The sequence below is a fragment of the Phytopseudomonas straminea genome (genome assembly GCF_900112645.1).
GTDB classification, from domain to species: Bacteria; Pseudomonadota; Gammaproteobacteria; order Pseudomonadales; family Pseudomonadaceae; genus Aquipseudomonas; species Aquipseudomonas straminea.
Genome location: NZ_FOMO01000002.1, coordinates 564997 through 577495, shown reverse-complemented (window position 1 = coordinate 577495; position 12499 = coordinate 564997). Strand labels below are relative to the sequence as shown.

Below are 12499 nucleotides of genomic sequence, written 5' to 3'. Positions count from 1 at the left end.
CATTATTGTGCACGATTGGCCGGTTGGGGCAAGCCGTTCAATCGGCCGGCTTGTCGTCCTTCATGCGCCGCAGGAAGGTGGCCAGCAACGCGCCGGAGAGGTTATGCCACACGCTGAACAACGCGCTGGGCACCGCCGCCAGCGGGGAGAAGTGGGCGCTGGCCAGGGCCGCGCCGAGCCCGGAGTTCTGCATGCCGACCTCGATGGACAGCGTCTTGCGTTGCGCCAGGGGCATGCCGGTCAGCAGCCCGGCCAGATAACCGAGGCCCAGCCCCAGGGTGTTATGCAGTATCACCACCGCCATGATGATCAGGCCCGACTCGGCGATCTTCGCCTGGCTGGCCGCCACTACCGCGGCAACAATGGCGACGATGGACACCACCGAAATCAGCGGCAGTACGTCGACCGCCAGCTTGACCCGCTCACCCAGAAGGCGCTGGGCAACCAGGCCAAGCACGATGGGCAGCAGCACCATCTGCAGGATCGAACTGAACATCGCCCAGAACGATACCGGCAGCCATTCCGAGGCCAGCAGCCAGATCAGTGCCGGCGTGACGATGGGCGCCAGCAAGGTGGTCACCGCGGTGATGCCGACGGACAAGGCCACATCGCCCTTGGCGAACCAGGTGATGACGTTCGAGGCGGTGCCCCCAGGGCAGCAGCCGACCAGGATCACGCCAACGGCGATTTCCGGCGGCAGGGCGAACAGCTGGCAGAGCAACCAGGCCATGCCTGGCATGATGATGAACTGCGCCAGCACGCCGATCAGTACGCGCAGTGGATGGCGGGCCACTTCACGAAAATCCTCGGTCTTCAGGGTCAGGCCCATGCCGAACATGATCAGCCCGAGCAGCGGCACGATGAACGCGGTGAGCGGCAGGAAGGCACTCGGCAGCAGAAACGCCAGCACGGCGAACAGCAGAACCCAGATGGCGAAGGTATTGCCGACGAAGCGGCTGAGGGCGATCATGGCGGACATGGCAGAAATTCCCTATAAGCCGTAGCAGGCTCCCAAGGCGGAGCGCTGTGTAGCCAGTTATTTTTGGATAGACAGCTGTGGCTGTCGGATGGGGCGGGGAAACAGTGTAACCGGCGGGTTTGAAGGTGGACGGGTAAAGCGCCCGGTCCACCTTGACGCATCGCGCTATCTCAAATGCCTTGCGGGGTATCTTCACCGCCCAGGGCTTCGAACAACGCCGGCAGGAACTCGATCAGGGTCAGCATCATCAGCGTGAAGCTGGCGTCCTGCTGGCTCAGGTCATCGTCGCCACCATCCTGCTCGGCCTGCTCCTGCAGCAGGTCTTCGAACTTCAGGCGCTTGGCCACCAGCTTGTCATCGAGCACGAAGGACAGCTTGTCCTGCCAGGCCAGGGACAGTTGGGTCACCTGCTTGCCGGAGCTCATGTGCAGTTGCACTTCTTCGCCGGTCAGGTCCTGGCGCTTGCAGCGCACGATGCCGCCGTCTTCGTGGGTGTCGCGCAGCTCGCACTCGTCCAGCACGTGGAAGTCGGCAGCGGCCTGCTGGGCCTTGACCCAGTCGGTCATGGTCGCGCTCGGGGCGATCTTTACGGTCAGCGGGCGCACCGGCAGCGAGCCGATGGCTTCGCGCAGGGTCGACAGCAGGTCTTCGGCGCGCTTGGGGCTCGAGGCGTTGACGATGATCAGGCCCTGGGCCGGGGCGATGGCGGCGAAGGTCGCGGACTTGCGAATGAAGGCGCGGGGCAGGAAGGCCTGGACGATCTCGTCCTTGATCTGCTCGCGCTCCTTCTTGTAGACCTTGCGCATCTGCTCGCTTTCGATCTCGTCGACCTTCTCCTTCACGGCGTCCTTGACCACGCTGCCGGGCAGAATACGCTCTTCCTTGCGGGCGGAGATCAGCAGGAAGCCCTGGCTTTCATGCACCAGCGGTGCGTCCTCGCCCTTGCCGAAAGGGGCGACGAACCCATAGGTAGCCAGTTCCTGGCTGGCGCAGGGGCGCGCCGGCTTGGCGGCCAGTGCGGCCTCCAGTTTTTCGGTATCGAAGTCGACGTCCTGGGTGAGGCGGTAGACCAGCAGGTTGCGAAACCACATGAGCGGGTTGTCTCCAGTTAACGGGTGCGCGCCGCAGCGCGCAGGAAATCTTCAATTCGGGCGCATGGCAGCTGCCTCAGGCAGCGCATGGGCGGTCTGGCGGCGGACAGGGAATCACGCCGCGCGACGATCAGACCCGCGCGAGGGCGCATTATTCCTTCCGCTGGTGGATTAGGCCAACCCCGTATCGAGTCGTCATGTGATTTGCCCCGCCAAATGGCGGCGATTGCTAAGCCTTTGGATCGCCAATAAATTTTTTTCGCAAAGGGGGTTGCCAAGGGGCAGGGTGCTCTCTAGAATGCGCCCCACTTCGAGAGTGAAGGGTGATTAGCTCAGCCGGGAGAGCATCTGCCTTACAAGCAGAGGGTCGGCGGTTCGATCCCGTCATCACCCACCAATCGAGGTATGCGCAGCGGTAGTTCAGTCGGTTAGAATACCGGCCTGTCACGCCGGGGGTCGCGGGTTCGAGTCCCGTCCGCTGCGCCATATATCGCTTCCAGGGCCCACTGAACACCCGGAAGCAACGCAAAAAAGCGCCCTAGGGCGCTTTTTTCGTTTCTGCGTTTCGCCTTTACCCGGCGTCAGATAGCACCGGGGCGAAAAGGCGGCTCGTCATCCGGCACATCGGCCAGTTCATCGAAGCCGGCTTCGATATCCGGCACCACGTAGCTTTCCCGCGGCAGCCCCTCTTCTGGTGAGTGCCGGCGACCCGTGCCCAGCAGCCCCACCAAGGCGCCTGCCGCCAAACCGGCAGCCGCAAAGGCCCACGGGTGGCGATGCACGGCCTGGCCCACGGCGTTGGCGCTCTGCTTGACCTGCTCGGTCGCAGCGCTGGCGCCATCGGCGAGGTCGTGCAGTTTGCGGCGCGCGGCCTGAGTGCTTTGTTCCAGCGACTGTTTGGCACTGTGCAGGGCATCGGCCAGGGATTCGTGATCCTCCGGCAAGTCCGGCTCGGGCGCCTTCGGCGTGTGTCGGCGCGTCTGCTCGACGGCCAGCCAGACCAAGCCGATGGCGGTCATGGCAACGGGTACCGGATTGGCCTTGAGGGTCTGCCCCAGGCGTTCGGCCATTTCCAGGCCGCCACTGTCACGGCCATAGGCCAGGGCCTGGTCGATCAGCCGTTGCGGGGTCAGGCGTGCCTCCACATCATCGATGAGTGCATCGATACGGCTGCGCTGCTGGTCAATTTCCTGTTCGAGCACGTCCGGGGACTTGAGCGATTCGGCGGCGATGCTGCTGTGGGTACTCATGACATTTGCCTCTGCACCGCTTCCTTGTCTTTCTGCAAGGAATCCAGTGTGCGTTCGGGAGTGAGTTGGGAAGGGGCGAATTTCTGCTGCCCGACCTTGAGCATGATCAGGCCGATCACGATCACCACGACACCGACGATCAGTGCGGCTGCCCAGGGCGGCATCACTTCGCTGAGGCCGTAGACGGCGGCGAGCAGCAGCATCAGTACGCCGCACAGCAGCACGATGGCACCGCCCGCGACGGCGGCGATGCCGGTCTTGGTGGCTTGCAGCGAAGCATTGAGCTCGACCTTGGCCAGCGCCAGTTCCTTGGTGAACAGCGTCTGCACCTCTCGCGTCAGCTGGCGCAGCAGGCCGAGCAGCGAGGGCTCCAGTGGCGGTTGCCGAAGATCGTCGTTCATCGCAGCGTCCCTCCATGGTAGTAGTCATCAGCGCGGCTGCGGCGCTTGCGCAACAGGCGACTCAACAGAATGCCCACCGCCAGGCCGCCTGCCGCCAACCATAGCGGGTGCTTGCGGGCGAAGCGGTCGACGCTGTGCACGGCGTGGCCACTGTAGTTGTTCAAGGCATCGCGAAGAGCGGCGAGCTGGCGCGCGGCTTCGCGCAAACGATCCGGCGAGGCCGCGGCATCGGGGTTTTCCAGGTCGGCGATGGTGGAGCGGGCGATATTGGCCAGGGCTTCCAGCTCATCGGTATGGGACTGCTCGGCCTGGATGCGCGCGCGCAGCTGTTCCTGGGCATCTTGCTGCCAGTGCCCGGAAATGACCTTGGCAGGGCGCTTGTGCGGGCGTTCTTTGCTGTCGTTATCCATCTGACTACACCTGTTGATGCGTAAAAATGCGGTATGGCAATGCGCGTTAACGGCTCTACTCGCGGCTGGCGAATTCGTCGGCAATCGGTGTGCCCAGGTCTGCCGGCGCCGGCGTGACCGGTACCGGCGGCACGGGCGGGACTGGCGTGGCGCGGGTGCGATCGGCGACTTCCTCGGCCATCAGCACCAGCTCCTGAAGGCGCTGTACACGGGCGCGCAGGTAGCGGATTTCAGCCAGCGGATCGTCCGCCGCGCTTTTCACGCTGCAATGCCCGCTCAGCCCGCGCAACAGCAACAGGCCACCCACGCTCAACTGGCGCCGGCCACGCTCGCCGTGCTTGCTCGCGCCGAGCGTGGCCAGCAGCAATCCTCCGCCGATGGACAACAGGCGCTCCCAGCCTCTGACGTTCTGAGGTGCCGGGCCCTGTCGTTCGGGTTGCGATTGCGGTTCGAAGGCGACCATGTGTTCACTCCTGCCTGATGTGACGGGCCATCGGTTCAAGCCAGCTCAAACGGGGTCGGGCTGTGGCTTGTCCGGTAGCGCATCGTTGTCGGGTTCGTGGGGCTGGCCGAGGGGAGGGGGCTCGCCCGGCAAGTCGGGTGCCTGGGTCAGATCGGGTACTCGCTGGGTCATGCCTCGTCCCTCGGTGCGTTGCTCTAGAGGGTTTGAGGGTGACGGGCGCTGCATGTTCGATCTTTTTGCCCCGCGGTGACCTGCCTGCAAGCCAGGCGCAGCGGCCTGGCAGAAACCTTAAACCTCTGCGAGTGGGCCCCGGTCAAGATTTCCTGTCCGGCAGCGAACTGCCTGGCCGAGCCGTCGCGCACACAGACCTCGCGTGGCAACTCCATCCATGTCGGCCCAGCGGGCCTGAACTTCGAGCGAGTTTTCCATGAGCATGAACGTCGCAGATTTCATCGTCGAACGCCTTTACCAATGGGGCGTACGGCGCATCTATGGCTATCCGGGGGATGGCATCAACGGCGTATTCGGCGCCCTGGCCAAGGCCGAGGGCAAGATCCGCTTCATCCAGGCGCGTCATGAGGAAATGGCCGCGTTCATGGCGGCGGCCGACGCCAAGTTCTCTGGCGACCTGGGCGTATGTATTGCCACCTCCGGCCCCGGTGCGGCCCATCTGCTCACCGGTTTGTACGACGCGCGCATGGACCATATGCCGGTGCTGGCGATCGTCGGCCAGCAGGCGCGCAACGCCCTGGGCGGGCATTACCAGCAGGAGGTGGATCTGCTGTCGATGTTCAAGGACGTCGCCGGCGCCTTCGTTCAGCAGGCCAGCGCGCCCTCCCAGGTGCGTCACCTGGTCGACCGCAGCATTCGCACGGCGCTGGGCGATCGCCGGGTAACGGCGATCATTCTGCCCAATGACTTGCAGACGCTGCCCTACGAGGAGCCGCCCCGCGAGCACGGCACCCTGCATTCTGGCGTGGGTTACAGCCGACCGCGGGTTGTGCCTTATGAAGAAGATCTTCAGCGCGCCGCCGACGTGCTCAATGCCGGCAAGAAGGTAGCGATTCTGATCGGTGCCGGCGCGTTGGGCGCTGCGAAAGAAGTCACCGAAGTGGCCGATGTGCTCGGCGCCGGCGTGGCCAAAGCGCTGCTCGGCAAGGCGGCGTTGCCGGATGATCTGCCCTGGGTGACCGGTTCCATCGGCCTGCTGGGCACCAAGCCCAGCTATCAGATGATGAACGAATGCGACACCTTGCTGATGATCGGCTCGGGCTTTCCCTATGCCGAATTTCTGCCCAAGGAAGGTCAGGCGCGCGCCGTGCAGATCGACATCCAGGCCGACATGCTCGGCTTGCGCTACCCCATGGAAGTCAACCTGCAGGGCGACGCTGCCGATACCTTGCAGGCGCTGCTGCCACTGCTCGAACGCAAGACGCTGCGCACCTGGCGCAAGCGCATCGAGCGCTGGACGGCGCAGTGGCAGACCACCCTGAAGCGCCGCGCCATGGCTTCGGCTTCGCCGATCAACCCGCAGCGGGTCGCGTTTGAACTATCGCCGCGCCTGCCGGATCGCGCCGTGGTGACCAGCGATTCCGGCTCCTGTGCCAACTGGTTCGCCCGTGACATAAAGATGCGCGAGGACATGCTCTGCTCGCTGTCCGGCGGCCTGGCGTCCATGGGCGCAGCGGTGCCTTATGCGATTGCCGCCAAGTTCGCCCACCCGGATCGCCCGGTGGTGGCGCTGGTTGGCGATGGCGCCATGCAGATGAACAACATGGCCGAACTGATCACGGTCGCCAAATACTGGCACGAGTGGCAGGACAAGCGCTGGATCTGCGCGGTGTTCAACAACGAGGACCTCAATCAGGTGACCTGGGAGCAGCGGGTGATGGAGGGCGACCCGAAGTTCTCGGCCTCCCAGGACATTCCCAGCGTCGCCTATCACCAGTTCGCCGAGTCCATCGGGCTGATGGGTATCTACGTCGACCGTGAGGAGGATGTCGCTGCGGCTTGGGAGCAGGCGCTGGCCGCTGACCGCCCGGTGGTCATCGAATTCAAGACCGACCCTGACGTGCCGCCGCTGCCGCCGCATATCACCCTGGCCCAGGCCAAGGCCTTTGCATCCACCCTGTGGCAGGGCGACCCGAACCAGGGCGGCATCCTGCGCCAGGCCACCAAGCAGGTATTGGGTTCGATCCTGCCCGGCAAAGGCCGGCGCTAAGCCTCGCCAAGCAGCTGCGCGTGCCGCTCAGGCAGGCGCAGCAGGGCGAAGCGGGCAGCTTCATCGAGGATGCGCGAACGGTCGCCGGCGAAATGTTCGGTGCTCGAATACAGCTGGACGCTGCCGTCCGCGAGGCGAAAGGCCCAGGCGAAGCACAGGGTGCCGGCAGCAATCTCGCCCTGGGGTTCGGGGCCCGCGACGCCCGTGGTGGCGACGGCGACATTGGCCGGGCTGCCGTCTAGTGCGCCCTTGGCCATGGCCCACGCCACTTCTTCGCTGGTCAGGTTGAAGTTATCGAGGGTGTGCTGGCTCACGCCCAGCAAGCGTTTCTTGGCCGCTGGCGAATACACCACGTGACCGCTGTCCAGGCATTCGCCGCTGCCAGGATGCTTGGCGAGCAGCGCCACGACCATGCCGGCGGTGCAGGACTCGGCGGTGGTCAGATACAACTTGTGACGCTTCAGATAATCGAGCAGCGCTTCGATGTCTTGCATGGCAGTTCTCCTCCCGTGGCCGGTGTTTCTTGGATTGGCGCGCCGCTCTGGAGGTGCTGGCTGCCTGATCGGCGGCAGCGGGCTTTTCCCTGAACTCTGCCGCTTGGCTTTCAGTCAGGTGTAGCAAGTCGAGGAAAGGGGAACGGCCATGCTCATCTCACTGCAGTCACAGGTCGCGCTGGTCACCGGCGCCAGTTCGGGTATCGGCGCGGCTTCGGCCAAGGCGCTGGCGGAGGCGGGCGCCGCGGTGGTGCTCAACTATCGATCCGGGCGTGAGGCTGCCGAGAAGCTCGCCGCGCAAATCCGTGATGATGGCGGCCAGGCCATCGCCGTGCGGGCCGATGTATCCAACGAGCAGGACGTCGAGGCGCTGTTCGCTGAAACCCTTTCCGCGTTCGGGCGGTTGGACATTCTGCTGGCCAATTCCGGCATGCAGCGCGACGCGCCGACCGTCGACATGAGCCTGGACGAATGGAACCAGGTGCTGCAGGTCAACCTCACCGGCCAGTTTCTCTGCGTGCGCACGGCGCTGCGGCAGTTCGCCAAGCAGGGCATTCGCGAGGAGATTTCCCGCGCGGCCGGCAAGATCATCCAGATGAGCTCCGTGCACCAGCTGATTCCCTGGGCTGGGCGCGCCAACTACGCGGCCTCCAAGGGCGGGCTCGACCTGTTGATGCGCAGCGTGGCGCAGGAGGTGGGTGAGCAGCGCATTCGCGTCAACGCCATCGCCCCGGGGGCCATCCGCACCGCGATCAACCGTGAAGCCACCGAAGGCGCGGCTGCCGAAAAATTGCTCGAGCTGATTCCCTACGGCCGTATCGGTGACGCCGAGGACATCGCCAATGCGGTGGTGTGGCTGGCCTCCGATGCCGCCGATTACGTTCACGGCACCACGCTGTTCGTCGACGGCGGCATGAGCCTTTACCCGGAGTTTCGTGACAATGGCTGATATCCAGGATCGTCAGATGCCCATCGAGGCCCACGGCATCATCGGCGACATGCGCAGTGCCGCGCTGGTCGCCGACAGTGGTTGCGTGGACTTCTTCTGCTGGCCGGATTTCGACAGCCCGTCGATCTTCAGCGCCTTGCTCGACACGCCCGAAGCCGGGGTTTTCCAGCTGGCGCCGGATCTGCCCGAGGCGCGCCGTCAGCAGCTGTACCTACCCGATACCAACGTGCTGCAAACGCGCTGGCTGGACGAGCAGGCGATTGTGGAATGCACCGACCTGATGCCGATCAATGCGGATGTCGATGCTGCGCCAAGACTGATTCGCACCATTCGCGTGGTCTCCGGCCACGCCACCATCCGCCTGCGCTGCCGTGTGCGCCACGACTACAGCCGTGCTGACACGGTTGCCCAGCTCGACGGCCGGGACGTGTTGTTCAGCGCACCGGGCCAGCCCAGCTTGCGGCTGTCGGCGAGCCAGACGCTGTCTCTCGACGATCAGTGCGCCATTGCCGAATTCGAGTTGCGCGAAGGCGAGCATGCGGAGTTCGTGCTCGGTGCGCCGGATGATCCGCTGGTATCCGCAGGTGCGTGCGAGCATTGCCGCGACGAGACCGTGAAGTACTGGCGGCGCTGGATGAAACAGTCCAACTACCGCGGGCGCTGGCGCGAGATGGTCCATCGCTCGGCGCTGGCGCTCAAGCTGCTGACCTCACGCAAGCACGGCGGCATCATCGCCGCCGCCACCTACGGCCTGCCGGAAGCGCCAGGCGGTGAACGCAACTGGGATTATCGCTACACCTGGATTCGCGACGCCTCGTTCACCGTTTACGCCTTCATGCGTCTGGGGTTCTCCGGAGAAGCCAACGCCTTTATGCGTTGGGTGCGCGACCGCGTCGAAGACTGCTCGGAAACGCCGGCGCACCTGCGCATTCTCTATAGCCTGCGCGGGCAGCATCACTTGCCGGAAAGCTCGCTCGATCACCTCGCTGGCCATGGCGGCGCGAAGCCTGTGCGCATCGGCAACGAAGCCCACGAGCAGACCCAGCTGGATATCTTCGGCGAACTGCTGGACGCCGTGTACCTGGCCAACAAGTACGGCGAGGCGATTTCCCACGAGGGTTGGAAGCACGTGGTGGGCATCGTCGATCAGGTATGCGACAGCTGGCAGCAGAAGGATGTCGGCATCTGGGAGATTCGCGGCGAGGAGCAACACTTCCTGCATTCGCGGCTGATGTGCTGGGTCGCGCTGGATCGTGCCATCCGCCTGGCCCAGAAGCGTTCGCTGCCGGCGCCGTTCGCGCGCTGGAACGACGAGCGTCAGGCCATTCATGACGACATCTGGAACAATTTCTGGGACGAGAGCTGCGGCCATTTCGTGCAGCGCATCGGCTGCCAGGACGTCGACGGCTCCATGCTGCTGATGCCGTTGATGCGCTTCGTCGCCGCCACCGACCCACGCTGGTTGGCGACCCTGGAGGCCATCGAACAGCAGCTGGTGCGTGACGGCATGGTGTATCGCTACCGCACCGATGACGGCCTCAAGGGCGAGGAGGGTTCGTTCATGGCCTGCTCGTTCTGGTACGTCGAGTGCCTGGCGCGTGCCGGCAGGATCGAAAAGGCCCACCTGGAGTTCGAGCAACTGCTGCGCTATGCCAACCCGCTGGGGCTGTACGCCGAGGAGCTGGACAAGCGCGGCCACCATCTGGGCAACACGCCCCAGGCGCTGAGCCACCTGGCGTTGATCAGCGCGGCGAGCTTTCTCGACCACCGGCTCAGCGGCGAGCGCACCACCTGGCAACCCTGAGCCAGAGCGGTCAGTGACCGCCCTGCAAACCGGCCCAGGCCACGGCGCCGAGAATCAGCGCGCCGCCAAGCAACATGCCAGCGCTCGGTACGGCGCCGAATAGCAACCAGGCGCCGGCGATGGCATAGATCGGCTCCATGGTGATCACCACCGCAGCGGTGTGGGTGCGCACGTGGCGTAGCGAGGCGATGAACAGGCTGTAGGCCAGGGCCGTGCACAGCACGCCCAGCGCTGCCAGTTGCCACCAGTCGTGATTGGTGATGGTCGGCACCTCCGGCAGGCACCAGAGCAGCAGCGCGAGGCTGATCGCCAGGCATTGCCACCAGCACGAAGCCAGGCCATCGACGTTGCTCGCCGCATGCTTGTTGGCCACCGCAATCGCCGCATATATCGCACCAGACAGCACGCCATAGAGCAGGCCGAGGGTGGCGCCATCGCGCAGGTCGAACGATGGGGTGATCAGAATCAGCCCGACCGACACCAGCACCAGAATCCAGCGGTCGCTGCGCCCCAGGCGCTGGCCGAACACCAGCCGTTCGATCAGCGCGGTGAACGCGGGAAACGAGGCGAAGCCCAGGGTCGCCACGGCCACGCCGCCGGTTTGCACCGCCATGAAGAACAGCAGCCAGTGCGCCCCCAGCACCAGGCCCGTGGTCAGTAGCTTGGCAGCGGTGGCCGAGGTGACGCCGCGCCAGGGGCGCTTGCCCAGGCACAGGCAGAAAAGGCTCAGGGCCAACAGCGCGAAGGCCGAGCGGCCCAGCACGATCATGCTGGCGCTGACCTTCAGTGATTCGCCGAAAAGCGCCGAAACGCCGACCAGCAGGGCGGCCGTATGCAGCTGAAAGTGCGCGGTGCGAAGGCTCATAGGGGACCTGCCTGATCGGAGAGGCTACAGAGTGCCAAGTCAGGGGCGGCAGGTAAAACGGATTGTGCGGCTGGTTGGTCGGGTGAGCGTTACGCGGCCCGCGGCGTTATAGTCGGGGGCCGTGTCATCTTCATCAAGCGAGGATCTTATGAGTTGCGCAGCCCTGGGCATCGACTATCCGATCATCCAAGCCCCCATGGCGGGCACCGCCACGCCGGCTCTTGCCGCTGCGGTCAGCAACGCCGGCGGTTTGGGCTCGATCTCCATCGCCGCGGTGCAGGCCGAGGCCGGCCGGCAGATGATCCGGGAAACCCGCGCTGCCACGAGCAAACCGTTCAACATCAACGTGTTCTGCCACCGCCTGAGCGTCGCCGATGCGGCCAGGGAGCAGGCGTGGTTGGCGCACTTGCAGCCCTACTTCGCCGAGTTCGGCGCAGCTGCGCCGGAGGCCATCAGGGATATCTACTGCAGTTTCCAGGAGGACGAAGGGCAACTGCAGGTTCTGCTTGAAGAGCGACCGCCCATCGTCAGCTTTCATCTGGGGCTGCCGCCTCAGGCGCGCATCGATGCCCTGAAGAGTGCCGGCATCACCCTGCTGGCGTCGGCCACCACGCTGGAAGAAGGGTTGCTGGCCCAGGATGCGGGCATCGACATCATCGTTGCCCAGGGCATCGAGGCCGGCGGCCACCGCGGGGGGTTCGATCCGGCCCACGATCAGGGCATCGGCACGCTGGCTCTGGTGCGGGTGTTGGTCAAGCACCTGTCACGCCCGGTGATCGCCGCTGGCGGCATCATGGATGGCGCCGGGATCGCCGCCGCCATGAACCTGGGTGCCTGCGCTGCGCAATTGGGCACCGCGTTCATCCTTTGCCCCGAGTCGGCCGCCAACGAGGCCTATCGCCGCATGCTGGGCAGTGACCGGGCGCGGGTCACCCAGGTCACCACGGCGATTTCCGGGCGCCCGGCGCGCGGCATCGTCAATCGTTTCATGGCCGAAGTCGGCGCGCCCGGCCACCCTGCGGTGCCAGGGTTCGGCATTGCCTACGATGCCGGCAAGCAGCTGATCGCTGCTGCCGCCAAGGCTGGCAATGCCGAATTCGCTGCTCATTGGGCAGGGCAGGGGGCGGCGTTGGCGCGGACGATGCCGGCCGCTGAACTGGTGGCGGTGCTGCAGCGCGAGTACCTGGCGGCGCGCGGCTGAGGCGGGGAGAGCTTTTATGTGGGCCGACGGCGGCGTCGGCCCGGACGGTGAGCGATGCGACTCAGGCCGAGTGCAGTTGCACTTCTTCGATGGCATCGACGCGAACGGGCGCTTCGACACCGGTCAGTTCGCTGATCAGCACCCATTGCTGATCCAGCTCGCGGCTCACCGCGCCGAGGCGGGTGATCATCTTCGAGGCGGCAGAACGAACGCCACTGTCATCGCTACGCAGCAGATCGAAGGACAGAGCCGTCATGGCGGCGGTCATGTGGGTGATGCTGCGAGAGGTGAGGGTCAGCAGATCGGTCAGTTGTTGTTCTTTTGCGGTCATCTCGTGCTTCCTTGACTGGACGAGTCGATGCACAGCGTTG

The 12499-nt window shown here is 65.1% G+C and carries 14 protein-coding genes and 2 tRNA genes; 6 read left to right on the top strand and 10 right to left on the bottom strand.

Annotated elements, in window-relative coordinates; translation table 11 throughout:
- Positions 1-37: 37 nt before the first annotated feature.
- Both BM279_RS06935 and rdgC read right to left on the bottom strand, forming a co-directional pair.
- A complete protein-coding gene (locus BM279_RS06935; protein ID WP_093502195.1) occupies positions 38-979 on the bottom strand; it encodes a bile acid:sodium symporter family protein in 942 nt (313 codons plus the stop codon).
- Positions 980-1149: 170 nt separating this feature from the next.
- Positions 1150-2070, bottom strand: a complete 921-nt coding sequence (gene rdgC / locus BM279_RS06930) for a recombination-associated protein RdgC (RefSeq protein ID WP_093502193.1) — start codon at positions 2068-2070, stop codon at positions 1150-1152.
- A 321-nt stretch (positions 2071-2391) separates the two neighbouring features.
- On the opposite strand from rdgC, the gene BM279_RS06925 reads away from it, so the two are divergent.
- A tRNA-Val gene (locus BM279_RS06925) sits at positions 2392-2467 on the top strand.
- A gap of 12 nt (positions 2468-2479) precedes the next feature.
- Positions 2480-2556, top strand: a tRNA-Asp gene (locus BM279_RS06920).
- Between the two features lie 95 nt (positions 2557-2651).
- On the opposite strand, the gene BM279_RS06915 is transcribed toward BM279_RS06920, so the two are convergent.
- From BM279_RS06915 to BM279_RS23640, 5 genes are read right to left on the bottom strand one after another with little or no spacing between them, the layout of a single operon-like run.
- Positions 2652-3320 (bottom strand): DUF3618 domain-containing protein, encoded by a 669-nt coding sequence (locus BM279_RS06915; RefSeq protein ID WP_093502191.1) that lies wholly within the window; start codon positions 3318-3320, stop codon positions 2652-2654.
- Complete coding sequence (locus BM279_RS06910) at positions 3317-3721, bottom strand: phage holin family protein (RefSeq protein WP_075931117.1); 405 nt, start codon at positions 3719-3721, stop codon at positions 3317-3319. The genes BM279_RS06915 and BM279_RS06910 overlap by 4 nt, the downstream gene beginning before the upstream one ends.
- A complete protein-coding gene (locus BM279_RS06905; protein ID WP_093502189.1) occupies positions 3718-4131 on the bottom strand; it encodes a hypothetical protein in 414 nt (137 codons plus the stop codon). Before BM279_RS06905 ends, BM279_RS06910 begins: the two co-directional genes overlap by 4 nt.
- Before the next feature lie 55 nt (positions 4132-4186).
- A complete protein-coding gene (locus tag BM279_RS06900) occupies positions 4187-4594 on the bottom strand; it encodes a YgaP-like transmembrane domain (protein WP_093502187.1) in 408 nt (135 codons plus the stop codon).
- Between the two features lie 45 nt (positions 4595-4639).
- Positions 4640-4765: a hypothetical protein gene (locus tag BM279_RS23640; RefSeq protein ID WP_279626490.1), complete on the bottom strand. Its 126-nt coding sequence runs from the start codon at positions 4763-4765 to the stop codon at positions 4640-4642.
- Positions 4766-5021: 256 nt separating this feature from the next.
- Here BM279_RS23640 and BM279_RS06895 point away from each other — a divergent pair, with 256 nt between their 5' ends.
- A complete protein-coding gene (locus BM279_RS06895; RefSeq protein WP_093502185.1) occupies positions 5022-6815 on the top strand; it encodes a thiamine pyrophosphate-requiring protein in 1794 nt (597 codons plus the stop codon).
- Here BM279_RS06895 and BM279_RS06890 read toward each other — a convergent pair.
- Positions 6812-7309: a CinA family protein gene (locus tag BM279_RS06890; protein WP_093502183.1), complete on the bottom strand. Its 498-nt coding sequence runs from the start codon at positions 7307-7309 to the stop codon at positions 6812-6814. The two genes, BM279_RS06895 and BM279_RS06890, sit on opposite strands and share 4 nt — an antisense overlap.
- Positions 7310-7457: 148 nt before the next feature.
- On the opposite strand from BM279_RS06890, the gene BM279_RS06885 reads away from it, so the two are divergent.
- A complete protein-coding gene (locus BM279_RS06885; RefSeq protein WP_093502181.1) occupies positions 7458-8258 on the top strand; it encodes a glucose 1-dehydrogenase in 801 nt (266 codons plus the stop codon).
- Positions 8251-10062 (top strand): glycoside hydrolase family 15 protein, encoded by a 1812-nt coding sequence (locus BM279_RS06880; RefSeq protein WP_093502179.1) that lies wholly within the window; start codon positions 8251-8253, stop codon positions 10060-10062. Before BM279_RS06885 ends, BM279_RS06880 begins: the two co-directional genes overlap by 8 nt.
- A 10-nt stretch (positions 10063-10072) precedes the next feature.
- On the opposite strand, the gene BM279_RS06875 is transcribed toward BM279_RS06880, so the two are convergent.
- Positions 10073-10927, bottom strand: a complete 855-nt coding sequence (locus tag BM279_RS06875) for a DMT family transporter (protein ID WP_093502177.1) — start codon at positions 10925-10927, stop codon at positions 10073-10075.
- Positions 10928-11075: 148 nt separating this feature from the next.
- Between BM279_RS06875 and BM279_RS06870 the strand changes: the two genes are divergently transcribed.
- A complete protein-coding gene (locus tag BM279_RS06870; protein ID WP_093502175.1) occupies positions 11076-12128 on the top strand; it encodes an NAD(P)H-dependent flavin oxidoreductase in 1053 nt (350 codons plus the stop codon).
- Between the two features lie 61 nt (positions 12129-12189).
- Here BM279_RS06870 and BM279_RS06865 read toward each other — a convergent pair whose 3' ends face one another.
- Complete coding sequence (locus BM279_RS06865; RefSeq protein ID WP_013792225.1) at positions 12190-12459, bottom strand: hypothetical protein; 270 nt, start codon at positions 12457-12459, stop codon at positions 12190-12192.
- Between the last annotated feature and the right edge of the window lie 40 nt (positions 12460-12499).